Source organism: uncultured Veillonella sp. (genome assembly GCF_963543145.1).
In the GTDB taxonomy this organism is placed as follows: Bacteria; Bacillota; Negativicutes; order Veillonellales; family Veillonellaceae; genus Veillonella.
On record NZ_CAUTZP010000001.1, the window covers coordinates 239,223 to 257,913 of the forward strand.

An 18,691-nucleotide genomic window follows, 5' to 3' on the forward strand; every position below is an offset into this window, starting at 1 on the left:
GTAATAGATTAGATAATGAGGTGAAACTATGGCAAAACCATTAGTGGCCGTTGTAGGCCGTCCAAATGTAGGTAAATCTACACTTTTTAATGCCATTGTTAATAAACGTATCTCTATAGTCGAAGATATTCCCGGTGTTACGCGGGACCGTATTTACTTCGACGCAGAGTGGTTAAATCGTGAATTTACAATGATCGATACAGGTGGTATCGAATTCATCACTGAAAATAGTCATGTTATTCCAAAAATGATGCGATTACAAGCTGAATTGGCTATTGAAGAAGCGGATGTAATCTTATTTGTCGTTGATGGTAAACAAGGTATTGTACCAGCTGATGAAGAGGTTGCTAATATTTTGCGCGCCAGTGGCAAACCCGTAGTTCTTGTAGTTAACAAGATTGATAGCGTGAACCAAGAGCCTAATATTTACGAATTTTACAATCTAGGTTTAGGTGATCCTATTGGTATTTCTGCAAAAAATCTAATGAACTTAGGTGATTTACTTGATGACACCGTGAAACATTTTCCACCTGTAGGTACTAATGTTGATGACGAAGATACAATTCATGTAGCCATTATTGGTCGTCCAAATGTCGGTAAATCTTCTTTGACGAATGCCTTATTGGGTCAAGATCGTGTTATCGTATCTGATGTAGCAGGTACTACTCGAGATTCCATCGATACATATTGGACACATGGGGATCAAAAATTTGTATTAATCGATACAGCTGGTATGCGTCGCAAATCTAAAATTGATGAAGCTGTAGAACGATATAGTATAGTGCGCTCTTTGCGATCTGTAGACCGTTCTGATATTGTTGTTCTTGTGCTAGATGCACAGGATGGTGTTACGGAACAAGACAAGAAGATTGCAGGTTATGCTTATGAAGCCGGTAAGGGTGTAGTCATTGTTGTTAATAAATGGGATCTTGTTGAAAAAGATGATAAAACAACATTGCGCTTTACTGAAGATATTTATGAGGAATTAGGCTTCTTGCAATTTGCACCGATTCTTTTTGCATCTGCTTTAACTAAGCAACGTATACATCGATTAGCAGATATGTTGAAATTCGTATCTGAGCAACAATATCGTCGTGTATCTACAGGTACGTTGAATCAATTGTTACAAGATGCGCAAACAGTAAATCCAGTGCCATCTCGCAATGGTAGAATTCCTAAGATTTACTACATGACCCAAGCAAGTGTTAAGCCACCGACCTTTATTTTATTTGTAAATGAACCTGAGTTAATTCACTTCTCTTATATGCGTTTCTTAGAAAATCGATTACGTGAATCCTTCGGCTTTGAAGGGACTCCAATTCGCTTAGTGTTACGTGGTAAGAAACGGGATGATGAAGACTAATGGATATTATGATTATCGTTTATGCTGTATTAGCATATTTTATTGGTTCAATTCCGAGTGGCTTAATCATTGGCAAAACCTTCTTTAATACAGACGTACGCCAATTTGGATCAAAGAATATAGGGGCCACCAATACATATCGTGTTATCGGCCTTAAAGCTGCATTACCGGTATTTTTATGTGATGCACTAAAAGGTGCTGCTGGGGTAGTATTATTATCCTCTTATGGACCTATGTATATGATTTTAGGTGGTATCCTTGCTATGATGGGCCATAACTGGTCTATATTCTTGGGATTCAAAGGTGGTCGTGGTGTTGCTACCGGATTAGGTGTTCTCATTGCTCTTTCTCCTTTAGTAGCATTGTTTTGTTTCCTTGTGTGGGGCATTATCGTCTATTTTACCAAGCTTGTATCCTTAGGTTCTATCGTAGCTGCTGCATTAGTTCCTGTATTGATGTATGTTACAGGTGAATCCTACTGGTTTGTTGGCTTTGGTGGATTAGCTGCATTATTTGTTATAGTTCGCCATTGGGATAATATTAAACGTCTACTTGCAGGTAATGAGTTAAAAGTAGAACGTATTAAAAAGGATTAATGTATGAATGTTGTTGTTATTGGCTCTGGTAGCTGGGGGACAGCCCTTGCTATTAAATCCGTGTTAGCTGGAAATACTACAACTTTATATTGTCGTCGCCCGGAATTTGCTGATCAATTGGCTAAGGACTTAGAAAATAAAGATTATTTGCCGGGGGTAGAGCTACCTAAAGAGTTACTATATAGCTCTGATTTAGAGGCGTCTATTAGGAATGCAGAAGTTGTTTTAATGGTTACACCTTCTGTACATGTACGTACTAGCTTAGAGTCTATAAAACCTTATGCACATAAAAATCAATCTTATATTCTTTGTTCAAAAGGCGTTGAACGAACTACAGGTAAATTATTGACCACTGTTATGAAAGAGGTTCTTGGTCCCGTCGGTTGTCACTTAGCGGTTCTTTCTGGTCCAAATCATGCAGAAGAAATTGGGCGTAATTTACCAGCTGCTTCTGTATTGAGTACAGAGGATTTAGGGGTAGCTACTACACTTCAGAAAGCGTTATGTAGTCAAAATTTTAGAATTTATGCAAATACTGATGTTATAGGTGTTGAGCTTGCAGGTGCTACAAAGAATATCATAGCCCTTGCTGCTGGTATCGTTGATGGCCTTAAACTTGGCGACAATTGTAAAGCCTTGTTATTAACGAGAGGCCTACATGAGATGACTCGCTTTGGGGTAGCCTTAGGTGCTCAGAAAGAAACTTATGCTGGTTTAGCCGGAATGGGCGATTTGATTGCTACTTGTATGAGTCCTCATGGTCGTAACCGTGCAGCTGGTCAAAAGCTAGCAGATGGCAAGACGATGGACTACATCATTAATCATACAAATATGGTGGTAGAAGGTTTCTTTGCCACAGATATTGTGTATAAAATGGCTTGTGAACATCAAATTGAAATGCCTATAACTAAAGCATTATATGAGGTTTTATATGAGGAGAAGTCCCCAGCTTTAGCCTTGGCTGAGTTAATGGGGCGCGATATTAAAATTGAAGTGTCATAAATAAAAGATACTTTTAATTTGGTTATTTATATACTATAATTAATGAGTATAATCTTGTGAGGGTTGTATGCGAATTATTGGCGGAACTGCGAAGGGACATGCTATAAAAGCACCTAAAGGGGTTGATACTAGACCTACACTTGATCGTGTTCGGGAAAGTGTATTCAATGTATTAGCTAATAGAGGTATATTTGGTACAGACGTATTAGATATATTTTCTGGCACTGGTGCAGTAGCAATTGAAGCCTTAAGTCGCGGTGCAGCACATGCAGTAGCGGTAGACTTTAAAACGGGAAAATTAATTTTAGAGAATGCTAAACATTGTCGTGTGGATGATCGGTTAGAAATTATTCCGAGGAAACTTTCACAATTAAAAAAATATATAGTGGGACGACAGTTCGATTATATTTTTTCTGATCCGCCATATGAAAATGGATTTATACAAGATACCATAGATTTGGTTGTGACCTATGATTTATTAAAGTCTGAAGGTGTTTTATTACTAGAGCATCATAAGGATGAGGCTTTTAGTTTGCCTGAGTCATGGGAGTGTATAAAAGAACAGAAATTTGGTTATACGATGGTTTCCTATTTTGTAAACACAGCTGAAAGGAGCTAATCCTGTGCGTATAGGTGTATGTCCGGGTAGTTTTGACCCAGTTACTAATGGACATGTTGATATTTTTGAACGGGGCAGTCGATTAGTTGATAAATTAATCATTGCTGTTAGCTCAAATCCGAATAAGAACTCCTTATTTACTATGGAAGAACGGGTTGAGATGATTCGAAATTCAGTCAAACATATTCCTAATGTTGAAATTGATTGTACGGGTGGTTTGCTCAACGAATACGTTAAATCAAAGAATGCGACTATCATTATTCGCGGCTTACGTGCATTGAGCGACTTTGAATATGAATTTCAGCGTGCTTTGTTTGCAAAATATTTGGATGATGACATCGAAACAGTATTTATTATGACAAATAATAAATACTCTTTTGTCAGCTCCACTGGTATTCGAGAACTTGCCAAATTTGGTGGTAAACTAGATGGCCTTGTTCCGGATGATGTTAAGGAAAAACTTGAAGAACGCTTTAATACGGTCCATAATAAATAGGGGTGAAATTGTATGAAAACAGAAAAATTATTAGAAGATTTAGAGGTTCTTATTGAATCTAGCAGCCGTATTCCTATGACTACAAAACGTATGATAGAGGAAGACGAAATTATGCGTATTATCGATTCTATTCAAGAGTCCTTGCCATTGGAACTTGAAGAGTCTCGTCGTATCGTAGCAGATAAAGATAAAGTATTAGCTGATGCTCAACGTCAAGCTGAAACTTTAATTGATCAAGCAAAAGATTACATTGCTAAATTGACAGCTGAAAGTGAACTTGTTAAACAAGCTCAAGAGCAAGCTAATCAAATTATCAATGCTGCTAACCAATCCTCTGAAGAATTGAAATCCAGCTCCATTCAATATGCTGGCGACGTACTTAAATATGTAGAAAATAACTTAGAGAAAACATTGGAAAGCTTACGTCAAAACCGTGAAAGTTTAAAACAAACTGAACAACGTACTGAAGAAAACCAATAATATAAATTAACGGCTAGATACAATGTATCTAGCCGTTTTTTCTTTTTATTCGTTATAATTGTCAGGTTTTTTAGGCTCTACAATCATAGTTTGATGTGTATTAAAAATAACAAAACCTAAAGGTGATCCTGGCGGCTTTTTGATATTTTTAATGTATGTATAGTCTACAGGAACCTTACTAGTTTCTCGTGCCTTACTGAAGTAGGCTGCATATTGTGCTACTTTAGATAAGATCATATCATCTGGTTCAACATTAAGTCTTAAGATAAGGTGAGAGCCTTGAATATCTTGTGTATGGAACCAAATGTCTGTAGGTTTTGCAAAACGATGCGTTAAATATTCATTTTGCTGATTGTTGCGACCAATAAATATTTCACCTTCGTCAATTGTTAAGTGAATATAGTTAGATTTCCCTAGCTTGTAGGATAGGGGCTTTTTAGATTTTTTTATAATGCCTGCATCCATACATTCTTTTCGAATTTCCTCTAAACTTTCACGAGTGGTAGCAAGTGATATACTATACAAAATTGATTTTAAGTATTCAAGTTTTGTAGTACTTGCATTGAGTTGGTACTCACCGCTAACCATACGATTCTTCAGTTTAGTGTAAAGTTTGTAATACCATTGTGCATTTTCTACAATCGTTAGATTTGGTTTTAATGGTATTGTTAGCATTTCTCCTTCCTCAGAAAGAAGATTTTGTAATTCAATGGAAGGTTCATATTGCACTTGAAGGTGTGCATTAATCATTAATAGATCACCATATAATTTATAGGTGTCCATTTTATTCGTGTCTTCTAATTCATCTTTGATCTTTTGGTGGCGACCTTCTTCTTTTTTGATTGCCGCCGTTAAGATTTTTTCTAATTCTTTATCTGCTGTGTGGATTGCTTTTGTATTGTGAATTGATTCTTCTAATGCTTCAGAAATAGTTTCGTATGTTTTCTCAACATTATAATTGTGTAAGATAAAGGCAGAATATGCTTTTTTGTGTTTGTCATTTACTAAGGCGAGTAATCCATTGCTGCTTTGAAGCATCACTTTTAAATCGTACAAGGCATTCGCTAACTTATCGATTTGTGGTGCCTCTAAATTAGTTATAATTTCGTCACCATTTAAGTTGGCGTTAAACAATACCTCATCAAGTAAAGGTTTACCAAAGCCGTTAAAGATGGCGCGAATAGACTGTTGAACACTGCCATTACCAAAGGAGACTAGTAGATTTCTAATCTCATTATAATCAAAGTCCATTAGACTAACGCGATTAGCATTTGGTGGTAACTCATATTGAAGTTTAGGGCTAATGGAACGCTCACGGTTCATCAGAGGAGAAACATGAATTAAAGATTCCAAAATGACTCCATCTTGTACAAAGATACAGTTAGAATATTTACCCATTAATTCAACATAAATGAGTGTACTTGTGATGGAACCATCCATTTCAAGCTTATCCGTTTGGATACACATAATTCGGTCCCCGTTGATTTGTTCCACCTTTACAATGCGACTACCTTCGATATGTTTACGTAAGAACATACAAAGTGAACTAGGCTCTTTCGGTAAATCCTGCAGTGGTTTACTAAGATACATGGCTGGTGTAGCACCTACTGTGATGATTAAGTTTTGATCTTCATTAAGGGCTCGAATTTTAAATAATAGGGTAGTTTTATCTATTTGATATAGTTTTTGTATTTGTCCAGTTTGTAATCGCTCATTTAGCTCTTTAGCGAGTACAGACATGGTAAGACCGTCTAAATTCATAGTACTCCTTTCAAATTTATTTAGAAGTATAGTTTAGTATACCATAGTGTACATATAATTCTTAGTATTTAAACACGGATTGTGTAATTCGTGGTACAATAATAAAAACTACTAAGGAGGATATCTTATGAAAAGTATGACCGGTTTTGGTTCTGGTACAGCAACCAAGGATGGCATTACCTGTACGGTAGAAATTAAGTCTGTCAATGCACGTTTCTTAGATTTGTTTATACGTAGTCCAAAACAAATGAATCCTTTTGAAAGTATCATTCGCGGGATGGTACAAGAGCGTATAAATCGAGGTAAGGTAGAGGTATCGGTTTCTATTCAAGATGCTGGTGAGAGACCTAAAACTTTTATTATAAATAGTGTATTAAGAAAACAAATTCAAGAATTACTTGTTCAAGAAGAATTTTATGATGACCCTAAAAAGGTGCCATTACAAGCGGTAAATTCAATTTCTGATGATTGGATTCAACAACAAGATACTCCTATTGCAGAAGAGGTACTTTCTAATATAGTGACAGAATCAACAAGTTCTGCATTAGATACTTTGATTACTATGCGAGCTGTGGAAGGCGAACATATTCAACAAGATTTAGTGGACCGTATCGTCACACTAGAAAATATTATTTCTCATATTGATACTAATAAAGCTGGTGCTGTAGAAGCGTATCGTGAACATATTAGAAGTAAAATTCAAGAGTATTTAGTTTCTTTAGAAGCAAGTATTAGTGAAGAGCGCTTTCTACAGGAAATTGCTATATTAGCTGATAAGACTGATATTACGGAAGAGATTGTCCGATTCAGCTCACATGTGGTACAATTAAAAAACACACTTACAGATGAAAATCCAATCGGTCGAAAGGTCGATTTTATTTTGCAAGAAATGAATCGTGAAGTAAATACAATTGGATCTAAGGCTATGGATTCCAATATTACAGAGTTTGTGGTTCAACTTAAATGTGAGTTAGAGAAGATTAGAGAACAAGTACAGAATGTAGAGTGATAGGAGGTCCATGAATGAGTATTCAATTGCTGAATATAGGCTTTGGTAATATGGTATCTGCTAACCGTGTTATGGCTATCATTAGCCCTGAATCTGCACCGATTAAAAGAATGGTTCAAGATGCTAGAGATAAGGGCCTGCTCATTGATGCTACATATGGTCGTAAGACTCGTGCTGTATTAGTTATGGATAGTGGTCAAATTGTATTATCTGCAATTCAACCAGAAACCGTAGCACATCGACTTGTGCAACATGATGTAGATGTAGATACAGTGGAATCATAGGAGTATATATGTCAGACAGAGGATTATTAATCGTTATATCCGGGCCATCTGGCGCAGGTAAAGGTACGATTTGTGCGAATATTCGTAAAGAAATGCCTAATTTAGTTTATTCCGTTTCTATGACTACACGTGCACCGCGTGTTGGTGAAGAGGAAGGGGTTAACTACTTCTTCCGCTCTAAGGAGGAATTTGAGACTTTACTTAGTGAAGATGCATTCTTGGAGTATGCAAAGGTATATGATAATTACTATGGTACACCTAAACAACATGTAATGGATTTATTAGATGAGGGTAAAAGTGTATTGCTAGAAATTGATATTCAAGGTGCTATGCAGGTTAAGGAACGTTTTAGTGATGCCGTATTCATTTATATTGTACCGCCATCCTTAACTGAATTATCTGAGCGATTACATAATCGTGGTACTGATGCAAAAGAGGTTATAGATAAGCGATTGTCACTAGCTTGTTCAGAATTGGCATTAGCTCATCGTTATGACTATATCGTTGTAAATGATGATTTAGCAGAAGCATCTGAAAGAGTAGCATCAATTTTACGTGCAGAAGCTTGTAAGATTACACGTAACAAAGAACAAATTCAATATATTTATAAACAATATCAAGAGTCTAAGGAGAAGTGATAGTATGATGGTAAAACCTCCATTAAAAAAATTAGAAAGCCAAGTAGATAGCAAATATACACTAGTAACATTAGCAGCTAAACGGGCTCGTGAATTAACAGACGGCGAACCATGCCTAGCTGAATCTGCACATGCAACTGACAAGCCTGTATCTTTAGCATTTTACGAAATCGCTGAAGGTGAAGTGACTTATAAACGCACTAAAGAAGGCATTAAATAAGATGAATCAATTCCTTGTATCTTTGATACAAGGAATTTTTAAAAGGAGAAGAACATGCGCGGAAAACATATCATTGTCGCAGTTTCTGCTGGGATTGCAGCGTATAAGGCAATTGAAGTGGTTAGTCGTCTTCGTAAAAAAGGGGCAGAGGTCAAGGTTGTGATGACTCGTAATGCTACGAATATTGCATCACCATTGACCTTTGGTGAGATTAGTGGTCACCCTGTAGCACTAGACATGTTTGAACAAGTGCATCAATGGGATGTGGAACATATTGCATTGGCTACATGGGCGGATGCTTATGTAGTAGTACCAGCTACGGCTAATGTGATCGGTAAAATCTATGCTGGTATTGCAGATGATATGTTAACTACAACGATTATGGCAACTACAGCACCTAAATATCTTTGCCCTGCCATGAATACAGAAATGTATAACAATCCCATAACGCAACGTAATTTAGAAGGTCTACGATCCTTGGGCTATCATATTATGGACCCTGATGAAGGTTGGCTTGCTTGTGGCATTACGGGTGTTGGTCGCCTGCCCGAACCTGTAGCTATTGTAGAATGGCTTGAAAATCAACTGTGTAAAACGTCTGAACTTGAAGGTACTACAGTGCTTGTTACAGCTGGTGGTACTCAGGAGAACATAGATCCAGTTCGTTATATTGGAAATCGTTCTAGCGGTAAAATGGGATATGCTATTGCTGAACAAGCTGCACGAATGGGGGCTAATGTGATCTTAGTGAGTGCCCCAACCTCTTTAGCTGTACCAAGTGGTGTAGAGTTTGTTCCTGTAGATTCTGCATTATCTATGCAGGAAGCCGTTGAATCCCGTTACAATGATGTAGACGTCGTTATTATGGCGGCTGCCGTTTCCGATTTTAGAGTGCTTCATAAAGCGGAACAAAAGATTAAGAAAATGGAATCTATGACGCTAGAGCTTGTAAAGAATCCAGATATTTTACAAGGTTTAGGTTCTCATAAAAGACATCAAATCCTTGTTGGTTTTGCGGCAGAAACCGAACATGTAATCAAGTATGGTCAAGATAAAGTGGCTAGAAAAAATTTAGATATGCTTGTTGCTAATGATGTAAGCAAATCTAATGCTGGCTTTAACGTAGATACAAACGAAGGTTATTTCTTATATCCTGATAAAGACCCTAAAGAAATGCCTAATATGAAAAAATCTGATCTTGCTCGATATATCATGAAAGAGGTTATTGAGTTAGTAGTAAACAAATAAGACTAACATATATCAATTCTTGTGTGTGTAGTATTATGAAGGGTGTGTTTCTTATATGTTTGCTATACAAAAAGCATATTTAGATGGCTCATTGGGAAAAGAAAAATGGCTTAATAATATTATTGCCGGTTTAGTAGTTGGTGTTGTAGCTTTACCGCTAGCAATGGCTTTTGCTATTGCCAGCGGCGTTACGCCTCAAGCAGGTATTTATACAGCAATAATTGCAGGTATATTTGTCTCCTTATTTGGCGGCTCCCCCGTACAAATTGCAGGTCCTACAGGGGCGTTTATTGTCTTATTGAGCAGTATTGTTGTCAATTATGGTTTTGATGGCTTACAAATTGCAACCATGATGGCCGGTGTTATGCTTATTTTAATGAGTATAGCTAAATTAGGTACTGTTATTAGATTTATACCAACACCGGTTATTATGGGCTTTACTGCGGGGATTGGTGTTACTATTTGGGTAGGCCAATGGCCATATTTCTTTGGTTTTCCTCAGTTGCCTTATATGGCTCATTTCCACGAGAAATTGTGGGCCATGATTCAATCATTGCCTTATTCTGATTTACCAACTTTAGGCATTGCGTTACTGAGCTTAATACTTTTATTAGTTTTGCCAAAAATTCCTTATATTAATAAAGTGCCTGCTCCAATTGTAGCCATGATAATTGCTACTGTCATACAAGCTATTTATCAGTTTCCTACTGTTTTGACTATAGGGAGTGCGTTTGACGGTATCCCGCAAGGTTTACCAGAGTGCTCTATACCAAGCTTAAGCTTTGATAAGATTTTAACCTTAATTGGGCCTGCCTTTACCATTGCTATGTTAGGGGCTATAGAATCTTTATTATCCGCTGTTGTGGCAGATGGTATGAGCGGTACTAAGCATGAGTCTAATACTGAGTTATTTGGACAAGGGTTAGCCAATATTTTTGCACCATTATTTGGTGGTATTGCATCTACAGGTGCAATTGCTCGAACAGCTACTAATATTCGGCAAGGTGGTAATTCTCCAATAGCGGGCATTGTTCACGCTATTACATTAAGCGCTATTTTATTATTTTTAGCTCCTTATGCTATCTACATTCCATTAGCATCTATGGCAGCCATATTGTTTGTTGTATCTTATAATATGAGTGATGCACCGCGTTTTATACGAATGCTCATTTTAGCACCAAGACCAGATCAGATAATCTTATTACTTACCTTTTTCTTAACGATTTTTACTGATTTGGTAGTTGCTGTAAATGTTGGTGTGGTCCTTGCAGTCTTGCAGTTTATGCGTAAAATGGTTAGTACCATCGATGTCCATGAAGCGAGTTGTGCTGAATTATCTGAACAAATTAAGCACGAAATAACGCTTCATCCTGACATTATGGTATATACTGTGGAAGGACCCTTATTCTTTGGTGCCATCAGCGCTTTTGATAGAGCCTTAAATTCTATACATAAAGATCCAAAATATTTAATTATTCGTTTTGTAAAAGTACCCTTTGTAGATTTGACGGGATTACGTATTCTACGAGGCATCATAGAAGAACTTCAAAAGAGAGACATTGAAGTTTTGCTTAGTGACGTGAGTTACGATATTCGTAGAGAAATGTATAAATCTGACTTCTTAGATGTTCTAGGACGTCATCATATGTATCGACAATTTGAAAGTGCCCTTCATAAAGCTGAACATGATTTAGCCTTGAAAGAGGGGAAAGAAGTATAATAATGACTTGCTTTCTCACTGTAAATACACTATAATATTTCTGTAACTCATCAAGAGTAGCGGAGGGATAGGCCCTGTGAAGCTACAGCAACCATTCCAATTGGAAAAGGTGCTAATTCCTATGACAAATGTCGTTAGATGGGAGGGTCTCTCATGAGTACATGAGAGGCTTTTTTTCGTATTAGGAGGATAAAATGGCTGAAAAACATATGTTTTTTACTTCTGAATCTGTTACTGAAGGCCATCCAGATAAAATAGCTGACCAAATTTCTGATGCTGTTTTGGATGCAATTATTGAAAAAGATCCAACTGCTCGTGTAGCTTGTGAAACTTTAGTTACTACTGGTCTAGTTCATGTAGTGGGTGAAATCTCTACAAATACATATGTGGATATTCCTCGCATTGTACGTGATACTATTAGAGATATTGGCTATACACGTGCTAAATTTGGTTTTGACTGCGATACTTGTGGTGTACTAGTTTCTATCGATGAACAGTCTGCTGATATTGCAATGGGCGTTGATGAAGCACTAGAATCAAAAGATGGTAATGGTGAAGCACTTGATAAAATCGGTGCTGGTGACCAAGGTATGATGTTTGGGTATGCAACTAATGAAACACCTGAACTTATGCCTATGCCTATTTCTTTGGCTCATCGTTTATCCCGTCGTCTTACAGAAGTTCGCAAAGATGGCACTTTGACCTACCTTCGTCCAGATGGTAAAACTCAAGTTACTGTTGAATATGTTGATGGTAAACCAAAACGTATTGATACAATCGTTATCTCCACACAACATAGCCCAGAAGTAACTCAAGAACAAATAAAAGCAGATTTGAAACGCTATGTTATCGATGCAGCATTGCCTGCAGAATTTGTTGATGAAAATACTAAATACTTCATCAATCCAACTGGTCGTTTCGTAATCGGTGGTCCTCATGGTGATGCTGGTTTAACTGGTCGTAAAATCATTGTAGATACTTACGGCGGTATGGCTCGTCATGGTGGTGGTGCTTTCTCTGGCAAAGATCCATCGAAAGTAGACCGTTCTGCAGCATATGCAGCTCGTTATGTAGCTAAAAACGTTGTTGCAGCAGGTCTTGCTGATAAATGTGAAGTACAAGTTGCTTACGCTATTGGCGTTGCAAAACCTGTATCTGTATTGGTTGATACATTTGGTACAGGCCGTATTGAGGAATCTAAAATTCAAGAACTCATTAAGAAACATTTCGACCTTCGTCCAGCAGGTATCATTGAAATGCTTGATTTGTTAAAACCTCATTACCGTAAAACTGCAGCGTATGGTCACTTTGGTAGAACTGATGTAGATTTACCTTGGGAACGTACAGATAAAGCGGAAATTTTAAAACAAGAAGCTGGCTTATAATACAAAAGGTCTTAGTAGGATTTCTACTGAGACCTTTTATAGTAAATGAAAGGATATGAGTCCATGCGTGTAGCACAAGTTATTATTAACAGACCTGCTAAACAACTTCATAAACCATTGAGCTACTTAATGCCTGAAAAGTTTGGTAACGTTCTACCTGGTACTCGCGTACTCATTCCTTTAGGGCATAGTCGTGAAGAAGGCATCCTCATTGGTTATGAAGAACTAGCTGAGCCCCCTGAGTTCACGTTGCGAAATATAGTGCAAGTATTAGATAGTGAGCCTTGGTTTACACCAGAAATGATGGATACGGCGCGACGTTTAAATGAGTATTATCTTTTTTCTTATGGTGATGCCCTACGATTATTTACGGTAAATAAAACATTAAAATCCTATGAAGCACCAAAAGAAGAATGGCTTGTAGTTGAGCCTGATTTTTCAATAGAGCAATTTTCTGAACGAAAAAAGAAACAACGTGAATTAGCAAAATACTTACTTGAGGTAGGTGGCGCATCCAAGGCACTATTATTAGCTAAGGGCTTTTCTCGCATGGTTATAAAGCAAGTAAGTGAAGCCAAAGGGATTGTTGTTGAATCGCGTTTTAAAGCTACAAAAACAACTTTTGAAGAGCTTTTAACTGAAGAGGTGAACATTCCACTTACTCAAACGCAACAAGCCGTATATGAGCCTATAGAAGAGGCTATGAATAATCATCAACATAAAACCTTCTTGCTTCATGGTGTAACTGGTAGCGGTAAAACTCAATTATATTTACGGGCTACAGCAAAATGTATTAGTCAAGATAAGACTGCCATTATCTTGGTGCCTGAAATTATATTGACCGACCAAATTGTGCGTAGATTCGTGGAAACCTTTGGCGATGAAGTTGTAGTATTCCATAGTAAACTGACGGTACAACAACGCAATAATAATTGGGAACGGTTGCGACGTAAGGATAGTCATATTATTATTGGTGCCCGTTCGGCTATATTTGCTCCTGCTGAGGACATCGGTCTTATTGTTGTGGATGAAGAACATGATACATCTTATAAACAAGAGGATATGGTTCGATACCATGCCCGTAATGTTGCCTTATGGCGTGGTGAAGCACATGGTTGTCCTGTGATTTTAGGTTCTGCTACACCAGCTATTACTTCTTACTATAAAGCTAAGCAAGGAGAGTATCATTTACTCGAGTTACCGCATCGTATTTTTGAACAACCTATGCCAAAGGTAACTATTGTTGATATGAAGGAAGAAATCCTCCATGGTAATTACTCTGTCTTTTCTGACGCTATGAGTAGCTTGATTCAGAAAACATTAAATGAACATAATCAAATGATTATTCTTTTGAACAGACGTGGTTATAATACCTTTGTAATGTGTCGCGATTGTGGAGAAACTATTATGTGCCCTCATTGTGATGTGGCAATGGTGTATCACCAAGCGGGCGAAGAATTGCGCTGTCACTATTGTGAACATCACGAACCGATTCCTACGGTTTGTCCAAAGTGTAATAGTAAACGCATTAAATTCTTTGGATCCGGTACACAAAAGGTAGAGGAAGAGTTGCGACGTCATTTTAAATCGGCTCGCATTGCCCGCCTTGATCAAGATGTAACTAAAAACAAACAATTGGCAGAAGATATTTTACATGACTTTGGGGCTCACAAATACGATATTTTATTAGGAACCCAAATGGTATCTAAAGGTCATGACTTTAAAGATGTAACAGCAGTTGGTATTTTAACAGCTGATTCGGTTTTAAATATTCCTGTCTATACCGCTTCTGAAAGAACTTTTGATTTGCTTACCCAAACTTCTGGACGAGCTGGTCGAGGGGATAAAACAGGTAGTGTCGTAATACAAACATATAATCCATTAAATTATGCTATAATAAAGAGTAAGGCTCATGATTATGTAGGCTTTTACCATGAAGAAATTCAAAATAGAAAAGCTTTAGGATATCCTCCATTTAGAGAAATGATTCACATGGTAGTGCGTCATCAAGATATGGATACTTTAGAGTCCATTGCAAATCGAATCGTAGATGATTTGGAGGCTCATAAAGGAGAGCAAGATATTCTTATTAATGGTCCTTACGAAGCAACTATAAAAAAGGTACGAGATATGTATCGCTTAGCGATTATGATTCGTGGTACTGATTTAACGAATTTGAAAGAATATATATATAATTCATGGATCTTTACACAAGAAGGACTTTTGATTGATGTAGATCCTGTTTAGTATAGGAGTATAAATGGCAGTATTAGATGTTGTAAAAGCAGGTCATCCAGTTTTAAAACAAATTGCGGAACCTGTAGAACATGTTAATAAAAAACTCAGAGCCCTTATCGATGATATGGCTGATACAATGTATGAGACTGAAGGCGTTGGACTTGCTGCACCTCAAGTAGCTGTTTCTAAACGAATTATCGTAGTAGACGATCATGCCGGTAGTGGACTCATTGCATTAATTAATCCCGAAATTACACATGCTGAGGGTTCTCAAGTGGGACCAGAGGGGTGTTTGAGTGTACCAGGGTATTTTGGCGATGTGGAAAGATTCGAAAAAATTACAGTTAAGGGTATAGACCCTCATAATAAAAAGGTAACAATTAAAGCTGAAGGATTCTTAGCACGTATTTTCCAACATGAAATTGATCATCTAGAAGGTCATTTGTTTATTGAAAAAGCAACTAACTTACGATTGATTACTGATCATCCAGAGGAGAAAGAAATTGTCTAATCAAAAACAATTGCGCGTCGTATTTATGGGGACGCCTGACTTTTCAGTTCCTACTTTAGAAGCATTAATTAAGGCTGGTCACTCTATTGTTGGTGTATATTGTCAGCCAGATAAACAAAAGGGTCGCGGCAAACAAGTTCAAATGCCACCGGTAAAGGTAGCTGCTTTAGAACATAACTTGCCTGTTTATCAACCTGTAACTTTACGGGATGAGCAAGTGCAAGCAGAATTAGAAGCATTAAAACCTGATGTAATAGTGGTTATTGCATATGGTAAAATCTTACCACCTTGGCTTATTCAATTACCTCAATACGGGTGTATCAATGTACATGCTTCTATTTTGCCTAACTATAGAGGGGCTGCACCGATTCACTATGCCATTTTAAATGGGGATACTAAAACAGGTATTACCATTATGCATATGGATGACGGTCTTGATACAGGGGATATCATCGATATCGTGGAGACCGACATTTTACCAAGTGAAACGACAGGGCAGCTATTTGAACGTATGGCGGTGCTTGGTGGGGAAACAATCGTTCCCGTACTAACTCGTTGGGTTAATGGAGACATTGTGGCGACTCCACAAGATGATACAATGGCAACACACACTGCTAAGATTACAAAAGAAATGGGGCGGATTGACTGGTCTAAGCCAGCCCATGAAATTGTAAATCTCATTAGAGGACTTAATCCAGCACCTGGATGTTATACTTACCTCGACGGAAAACGGTTAAAGGTATGGATGGCAGAAAATCCTGATGTGATCAGTATAGGAGAAGCGGTGTTAAATGTATCTGTTCAGGGGAAAACTGTAGAGGTTTCTACGAATCAAGACGCTGGTACCATTGTCGGTAGAACTGGGGGCTTGGTTGTTCTTTGTGGAGACAAAAATGTTGTGTTGTTAACTGAGGTTCAACCAGAAAATAAAAAGCGCATTTCTGCTACAGATTTTATTAATGGACATCAGATAAAGGAAGGTATCGTATTTGGGGACTCAAATTAAACAGTACGAAACGTATCCGTTATACCTGATATTATCAGCTATTACATGTGCTTTGCTCACAGCGGTGCTTGGTTTTCTAATGTATGTATTAGAGCCTGGGCTATCACAATTACATCCTATTGCACCTATCATGAGTAGAATAGTTTTTTCTATTCTGATAGGTATTATATGGGGTTTGTGTTTATCCCTTATTGTTGCAAGTACAGGTATTATACGGTTACATCCTATTGTTTTAAGATTGGCCAATCAGTTTATATATGGATTATTTCCATTGACTTTGGCGATTGGTAAGGTGAGAGGGGTTACTAAGGATCAACTTCGTCAGTCTATGATTGATTTAATAAATCATCTTGTGATGCTTGATATGTATACGGTTGATCCAGAACGTATATTATTATTGACGCCACATTGTTTGCAAGAAAGTTCATGTGTTCATAAGGTAACACATGATGTATACAATTGTAAGCAGTGTGGACGGTGTCAAGTTGGTAGCCTATTACAAGTGGCTAAAGACTATGGATGTCAATTTATAGTTGTCACTGGAGGTACCTTAGCACGAATGAAGGTAAAGGAAGCAAGGCCTAAAGCTATTGTAGCGATAGCCTGTGAACGAGATTTAGCAAGTGGTATGGCAGATGTATTCCCTATACCTGTTATTGGCGTATTAAATGAACGTCCTAATGGTCCGTGTTGTAATACAACAGTAAATCCTGAACGTGTTCGTGCAGTGGTAGAACAATTGATTGGTAGGAATAGTGATGTCAGAAGTAAAGAATAACCAACAACAGAATATTCGGTTGCTTGCTGTAAAAGCATTGAGCGATATTAATCGTAATGGTGCTTATGCAAATATTAAGTTGCAAGAGTATTTACAAAAATATCATTTATCCGATTTGGATCGACGGTTCTTTACAGAACTTGTTTATGGTGTTATTCGTAGAAAAAATTATTTGGATGCCATAATTGTTCACTTTGCAAAGAGACCTTTAAAGAAACTATCTTCTATGGTTGTGGAAATTCTTAGACTTGGGATTTACCAAATCATCTACCTGGATAAGGTCCCTGAAAGCGCGGCGGTCAATGAATCTGTTAAACTTGCTAAGAAGTTAACAAGAGGATTATCTGGTTTTGTAAACGCTGTATTGCGATCGGTTTTGCGTGAATGCCATAGTATTTCTATTGGTGAACTTGCTAAGTCTGAAGCTGAAGAGATCTCTTTTATCTACAACCAACCATTATGGCTTGTTACTTTGTGGATGAATGAAATGGGCAAAGATAAGACAGTAGATCTATGTGCTTGGTTCAATGAACAACCTCGTTTGACGGCGCGTATTAATACGGTGAAAGTATCAATTGAGGATTGTTTACAAGAATTACAAAATTTAGGATGGACTGTTGAACAAGATAAAGATATTCCTGAAGTAGTGTATATTGATGGTCATCAAGGGCACTTAGAAAAAGCAAAACCAGTTATAGAAGGTCATATTACCTTTATGGATAAAGCGTCTATGCTCGTTGCCCATGTAGTAGATCCTAAACCTGGAGAACGTATCTTGGATTGCTGTGCCGCACCGGGTGGTAAGTCTATGCATATGGCAAGCCTTATGAACAATACGGGCGCTATTATGAGTTGTGACATTTATGACCATAAGTTGGATCTTATGAATCAGAATGCAGAACGATTAGGCGTATCTATTGTTTCTACTAAATTACAAGATGGTAGATATTTACCTGATAATTGGAAGGAACAATTTGATCGAGTGTTAGTTGATGCCCCTTGTTCTGGTCTTGGCATATTACAAAAGAAATTAGATATGCGTTGGCGTAAAACAGAGGACTTACTAAATGAATTACCTCCATTACAGCTTGAAATATTAGAAAAAGCGTCTGAAATGGTTAAGGTTAATGGCTATTTAGTATATTCCACATGTACTATCAATAGCGGTGAAAATGAGGATGTATTGGAAAAATTCTTAGCAACTCATAAGAACTTTATTATCGACCCTGTATCCCATGAAGGGTTACCACCGGCTACAGATGGTATGATTTCAACATATCCTCCGCGAGATCATATGGATGGATTCTTTATGGCTCGCATGAAACGCATATCATAAT

Annotated in this window: 19 protein-coding genes and 1 riboswitch; of the genes, 18 read left to right on the forward strand and 1 reads right to left on the reverse strand. The window is 37.5% G+C overall.

Going from position 1 to position 18,691, the window contains the following annotated elements; all coding sequences use genetic code 11:
• Positions 1 to 28 precede the first annotated feature (28 nt).
• From der to RWZ05_RS01160, 6 genes are all read left to right on the forward strand, one after another.
• On the forward strand, positions 29 to 1,363 hold the full coding sequence (gene der, locus RWZ05_RS01135; protein WP_105097945.1) for a ribosome biogenesis GTPase Der: 1,335 nt from the start codon (positions 29 to 31) through the stop codon (positions 1,361 to 1,363).
• Positions 1,363 to 1,959: a glycerol-3-phosphate 1-O-acyltransferase PlsY gene (gene plsY, locus RWZ05_RS01140; protein ID WP_314641236.1), complete on the forward strand. Its 597-nt coding sequence runs from the start codon at positions 1,363 to 1,365 to the stop codon at positions 1,957 to 1,959. The genes der and plsY overlap by 1 nt, the downstream gene beginning before the upstream one ends.
• Before the next feature lie 3 nt (positions 1,960 to 1,962).
• Positions 1,963 to 2,961 (forward strand): NAD(P)H-dependent glycerol-3-phosphate dehydrogenase, encoded by a 999-nt coding sequence (locus tag RWZ05_RS01145; protein ID WP_314641238.1) that lies wholly within the window; start codon positions 1,963 to 1,965, stop codon positions 2,959 to 2,961.
• 67 nt (positions 2,962 to 3,028) lie between these two features.
• Positions 3,029 to 3,580, forward strand: coding sequence for a 16S rRNA (guanine(966)-N(2))-methyltransferase RsmD (gene rsmD, locus RWZ05_RS01150; protein WP_314641240.1), 552 nt, complete (start codon positions 3,029 to 3,031; stop codon positions 3,578 to 3,580).
• A 4-nt stretch (positions 3,581 to 3,584) separates the two neighbouring features.
• On the forward strand, positions 3,585 to 4,076 hold the full coding sequence (gene coaD / locus RWZ05_RS01155) for a pantetheine-phosphate adenylyltransferase (protein ID WP_005386757.1): 492 nt from the start codon (positions 3,585 to 3,587) through the stop codon (positions 4,074 to 4,076).
• A gap of 12 nt (positions 4,077 to 4,088) precedes the next feature.
• A complete protein-coding gene (locus tag RWZ05_RS01160) occupies positions 4,089 to 4,556 on the forward strand; it encodes an ATPase (protein WP_314641243.1) in 468 nt (155 codons plus the stop codon).
• Between the two features lie 45 nt (positions 4,557 to 4,601).
• On the opposite strand, the gene RWZ05_RS01165 is transcribed toward RWZ05_RS01160, so the two are convergent.
• The gene (locus tag RWZ05_RS01165; RefSeq protein ID WP_314641245.1) at positions 4,602 to 6,317 is read right to left on the reverse strand and encodes an NFACT RNA binding domain-containing protein; all 1,716 of its coding nucleotides are present in this window, start codon (positions 6,315 to 6,317) and stop codon (positions 4,602 to 4,604) included.
• Positions 6,318 to 6,444: 127 nt separating this feature from the next.
• Here RWZ05_RS01165 and RWZ05_RS01170 point away from each other — a divergent pair, with 127 nt between their 5' ends.
• The 12 genes from RWZ05_RS01170 (at position 6,445) to rsmB (ending at position 18,690) form a co-directional block, all read left to right on the forward strand.
• The gene (locus RWZ05_RS01170; protein ID WP_314641247.1) at positions 6,445 to 7,326 is read left to right on the forward strand and encodes a YicC/YloC family endoribonuclease; all 882 of its coding nucleotides are present in this window, start codon (positions 6,445 to 6,447) and stop codon (positions 7,324 to 7,326) included.
• Between the two features lie 14 nt (positions 7,327 to 7,340).
• A complete protein-coding gene (gene remA / locus RWZ05_RS01175) occupies positions 7,341 to 7,610 on the forward strand; it encodes an extracellular matrix/biofilm regulator RemA (RefSeq protein ID WP_004695657.1) in 270 nt (89 codons plus the stop codon).
• Between the two features lie 8 nt (positions 7,611 to 7,618).
• Positions 7,619 to 8,248, forward strand: coding sequence for a guanylate kinase (gmk, locus tag RWZ05_RS01180; RefSeq protein ID WP_314641249.1), 630 nt, complete (start codon positions 7,619 to 7,621; stop codon positions 8,246 to 8,248).
• 4 nt (positions 8,249 to 8,252) lie between these two features.
• A complete protein-coding gene (rpoZ, locus tag RWZ05_RS01185) occupies positions 8,253 to 8,468 on the forward strand; it encodes a DNA-directed RNA polymerase subunit omega (protein WP_314641250.1) in 216 nt (71 codons plus the stop codon).
• Between the two features lie 54 nt (positions 8,469 to 8,522).
• Positions 8,523 to 9,716, forward strand: coding sequence for a bifunctional phosphopantothenoylcysteine decarboxylase/phosphopantothenate--cysteine ligase CoaBC (gene coaBC, locus RWZ05_RS01190; RefSeq protein WP_314641252.1), 1,194 nt, complete (start codon positions 8,523 to 8,525; stop codon positions 9,714 to 9,716).
• Between the two features lie 55 nt (positions 9,717 to 9,771).
• The gene (locus RWZ05_RS01195; RefSeq protein WP_314641255.1) at positions 9,772 to 11,436 is read left to right on the forward strand and encodes a SulP family inorganic anion transporter; all 1,665 of its coding nucleotides are present in this window, start codon (positions 9,772 to 9,774) and stop codon (positions 11,434 to 11,436) included.
• Between the two features lie 44 nt (positions 11,437 to 11,480).
• Positions 11,481 to 11,581, forward strand: a riboswitch (SAM riboswitch).
• A 49-nt stretch (positions 11,582 to 11,630) separates the two neighbouring features.
• Positions 11,631 to 12,821 (forward strand): methionine adenosyltransferase, encoded by a 1,191-nt coding sequence (gene metK, locus RWZ05_RS01200; protein WP_314641256.1) that lies wholly within the window; start codon positions 11,631 to 11,633, stop codon positions 12,819 to 12,821.
• A gap of 63 nt (positions 12,822 to 12,884) precedes the next feature.
• Positions 12,885 to 15,068: a primosomal protein N' gene (gene priA, locus RWZ05_RS01205; protein ID WP_314641258.1), complete on the forward strand. Its 2,184-nt coding sequence runs from the start codon at positions 12,885 to 12,887 to the stop codon at positions 15,066 to 15,068.
• 13 nt (positions 15,069 to 15,081) lie between these two features.
• On the forward strand, positions 15,082 to 15,570 hold the full coding sequence (def, locus tag RWZ05_RS01210) for a peptide deformylase (protein ID WP_314641261.1): 489 nt from the start codon (positions 15,082 to 15,084) through the stop codon (positions 15,568 to 15,570).
• On the forward strand, positions 15,563 to 16,576 hold the full coding sequence (fmt, locus tag RWZ05_RS01215; RefSeq protein ID WP_314641264.1) for a methionyl-tRNA formyltransferase: 1,014 nt from the start codon (positions 15,563 to 15,565) through the stop codon (positions 16,574 to 16,576). The genes def and fmt overlap by 8 nt, the downstream gene beginning before the upstream one ends.
• Complete coding sequence (locus tag RWZ05_RS01220; protein ID WP_314641266.1) at positions 16,560 to 17,354, forward strand: DUF116 domain-containing protein; 795 nt, start codon at positions 16,560 to 16,562, stop codon at positions 17,352 to 17,354. The genes fmt and RWZ05_RS01220 overlap by 17 nt, the downstream gene beginning before the upstream one ends.
• The gene (rsmB, locus tag RWZ05_RS01225) at positions 17,335 to 18,690 is read left to right on the forward strand and encodes a 16S rRNA (cytosine(967)-C(5))-methyltransferase RsmB (protein ID WP_314641267.1); all 1,356 of its coding nucleotides are present in this window, start codon (positions 17,335 to 17,337) and stop codon (positions 18,688 to 18,690) included. The genes RWZ05_RS01220 and rsmB overlap by 20 nt, the downstream gene beginning before the upstream one ends.
• Position 18,691 lies beyond the last annotated feature (1 nt).